This window comes from Bacillus stratosphericus, from assembly GCF_020524495.1.
GTDB lineage: Bacteria > Bacillota > Bacilli > Bacillales > Bacillaceae > Bacillus > Bacillus stratosphericus_B.
Map to the genome: position 1 here is coordinate 1 of NZ_JAIVLB010000080.1, position 2,792 is coordinate 2,792.

Below are 2,792 nucleotides of genomic sequence, written 5' to 3' on the forward strand. Positions count from 1 at the left end.
TTAATCACGTATGAACCGTCTTTTAGTTCCTTAGCATAGGCAATCAATTCATTTCTAACAGATGGCGGTATACGAATTCTCTTTTGCTTCTTTGTTTTTGTCTCTCTGAGGACTAGGTGGGTTTTCAGCAAATCTTCTTTTTTGATCTTGAGGATATCAGATATCCTTAAGCCGGTACTAATACCCAATATGAACAATATATAATTCCTTCTGTTTTTCCTTTTTAGATAAGCCTTCATTTGCTCCACTTTCTCAAAGTCTCTTATCGGCTGAACAAAATTCATGACTTGCCCCCCTTGTACACTTCTTCTCTAAGTGCGAAGGCTAAACGGTAAAAGGCTTTATTTTTGAAACGGTAATAATTCCTTTGACTAAGACCCATTTCAGCATATATTTCATAATCGTACATTTCTTCATCCTGCATATAGAGCATAACCAAGATGTGACGTTCTTTTTGCGTAAGACGATTAATTCCACCTTCAATACGTTTCATGTATTTTTCCCGCTCAATCTCCCATTCCATTTTCTTAAGAGCTGCTTCTTCGGTGGATGAGTGGAATTGGTTTGAAAAACTAGGTGGTGTGATCGTATAAGTTGTTGTGATCTTTGGAAGAAAGTCCTGTGGCGTTTGCAACCTAAGCATTTTATATTTTTCCATCATCTTTTCCATTTTGAATCTTGTTTTTTCCTCGTCTATTTGAGGGATATCTAAATTCATTTGATCTGTTTGTTCGTTTGGATTCTTATCATTTTTATTAGTCATCCCAATCACTCCTTTTATTTTCTGCGCATTGCCCCGCCTTTGGCTCTTTTTAACCGTTGCATGTTTTGCCCCATAAGCTCTCTTAAATCTCTGTCAGTGAGCTTCTGCGGCTGTTTTTTGGGCTTTTCCTTCTTCATGGCTGCTCTTTTCTGACAAAAAGAAAACGGACACCAACCAGCACCCGTAAAAGGTGTTGATCAGTGTCCGCAGGCTCTCCGTCTTGGACTTATTTACTTGTCTGTAATTCAATATCTGGAATAATGTTTTCTGGACGGAATAATATCTTGTATCGGAAAGGATCTTCTTTGTTTGGTTCAAGCTGTTCAGCGAAAAAGCTTACATTGTCACTTAGACCAAGATAATGCTTTTTGTATTCATTCTTACCAACCTTGCATGTTACTGTCATTCTTAGATCGTTGTCACCATTTCCAAGAGCACAAAGTCCTTCTACGGTAAGTAAGTACTTATCAGTGATGCCATTAAAGAAAACGATTCTTCTCTGGACCTCAAATGAGTCAGACGATTTAGAAATGTTATGCGATACTGTATCGGCCTCTCTACATCCAGCCATAACCGCCATTACAGCAATAAGTAACACTAATAATTTCTTTTTCATGTTCATTCTCCTCGTTTTGTATTTAAAGTACGGTCAATCTGCTCACCTATTGTAATTAAAGCGGACTCAGCCTTTGCGGTTGTTAATAAAAAGGATTTCCTAAGAATATGCATCTTGTCCGCTAAAGTTTTGGCTGTTCCAGCTGAATTTCGTATTTCTTCTTCGTAATTCATTTGATATTGAACTTAACGGACTCGAACGTTCCGATATACTTCTTTTTTGCTGAATCAGTGTAGCAGTCAAGCTGGATCACGTATGTTCCTTTGCCGGTACGCTTACGGATTTCACTCACGCTAAACGACTTTAGAGGCGTGGCCGCTTTGAAGCTGCCCCTTTGCACAAGATTCGTATCAGTTAAGCCGCCACCGCTTCGCTTTTTATAAACTCCAGCGGTGTAGTATAGCGTGCTCGATCCCTTCTTTTCCGCTCTCCAATCAACGGTAGATGCACCTGCATAGTAATTGTTGTCATCCGTAAAGACTCTCGCTTGATGCCCGTATCCCTCGGTTTGCCAGTTTGACCATATCGCTTGAGCAGACGGCGCATAAAGCACCGCCGCAATAATAATAGTTAGTGTGATTAGTAGTTTTTTCATTATGTTCTCCTTTCTCATATCAAGTTGCCGTCTCTTCCCAGAACCATTTCATTATCGTTAGTTATGTCCTCAAGCACTTCTTTAACCGATAACGATTTTCCGTCCTCATCAACTGTCCGACTGTGTCTGACTGCGGCATATGGTTCAGTGACTTCGGAAATTGCCAATTTGTCTCCGTCATCCGCAACGTTATCAGTGTAGATTTTTATAGCACTTTCTTCATTACGTGCTTTGATTAATGCGTAATATGGATCATGCACCTCGTAAAATTTCATTTCATTCACCCTCCGTTTTCAATTTAAAGCCTGCTGTCAAAGCGTCTTGATAAACAAGGCTTGCACTCAATGCGTGGTGATTTCTAGCATCTGCGCTACTGCTCCAGCCATCATAAAAACCTGCCATTGCTTCGTATTTTTGTGAGATATGATGATCATAACGAGCTTGAAAAGCCTGTTCTTGTTCCTCAAGTAACTGAATTGCCGTCTCAAGGTATGTCGCAAAATCAATTGCTTCTTCCTGCGCATGTCGCAACCACCCTTTTAAGTCGTGGGAAGAGGTTTCAACCTCACCCCCGTACTTTTGCAGGCCTTTTTCCTGCTGCTTATGCAATTTCTCTATGACTGAATAGATAATCGGGTTATTTTCGTTCATCATGCTTCCTCCTTTAGAAGATCAGGATTTTCATAGATGTTTCCGATGACCTCAAAAGTCTTTCCACAAAACAGATAATCACGAAGTAGATGAGTTCGTAGGTCTCCTAAGTAACCAATTACGCAAAAACATCCATCATCAAAGACAACTTGTGCTGAGTTCTTTTG

General features: G+C 40.0%; 7 protein-coding genes. All 7 read right to left on the bottom strand.

Annotated elements, in window-relative coordinates; all coding sequences use genetic code 11:
* Nucleotides 1-284 (bottom strand): tyrosine-type recombinase/integrase (locus tag LC033_RS16380; RefSeq protein ID WP_226570271.1); only part of this gene is annotated, 284 nt, incomplete at its 3' end.
* The gene (locus LC033_RS16385; protein ID WP_226570273.1) at nt 281-763 is read right to left on the bottom strand and encodes an ArpU family phage packaging/lysis transcriptional regulator; all 483 of its coding nucleotides are present in this window, start codon (nt 761-763) and stop codon (nt 281-283) included. The genes LC033_RS16380 and LC033_RS16385, both read right to left, overlap by 4 nt.
* A 226-nt stretch (nt 764-989) precedes the next feature.
* Nucleotides 990-1,379, bottom strand: a complete 390-nt coding sequence (locus LC033_RS16390; RefSeq protein ID WP_226570275.1) for a beta-sandwich lipoprotein — start codon at nt 1,377-1,379, stop codon at nt 990-992.
* A 169-nt stretch (nt 1,380-1,548) separates the two neighbouring features.
* A complete protein-coding gene (gene yqgA, locus LC033_RS16395; protein WP_226570277.1) occupies nt 1,549-1,974 on the bottom strand; it encodes a cell wall-binding protein YqgA in 426 nt (141 codons plus the stop codon).
* A 14-nt stretch (nt 1,975-1,988) separates the two neighbouring features.
* Nucleotides 1,989-2,249: a YosH family protein gene (locus tag LC033_RS16400; protein WP_226570279.1), complete on the bottom strand. Its 261-nt coding sequence runs from the start codon at nt 2,247-2,249 to the stop codon at nt 1,989-1,991.
* 1 nt (nt 2,250) lies between these two features.
* Nucleotides 2,251-2,625, bottom strand: a complete 375-nt coding sequence (locus LC033_RS16405) for a hypothetical protein (protein ID WP_226570281.1) — start codon at nt 2,623-2,625, stop codon at nt 2,251-2,253.
* A partial coding sequence (locus LC033_RS17495) for a YopX family protein (RefSeq protein WP_376776474.1) occupies nt 2,625-2,792 on the bottom strand: 168 nt, incomplete at its 5' end. The genes LC033_RS17495 and LC033_RS16405, both read right to left, overlap by 1 nt.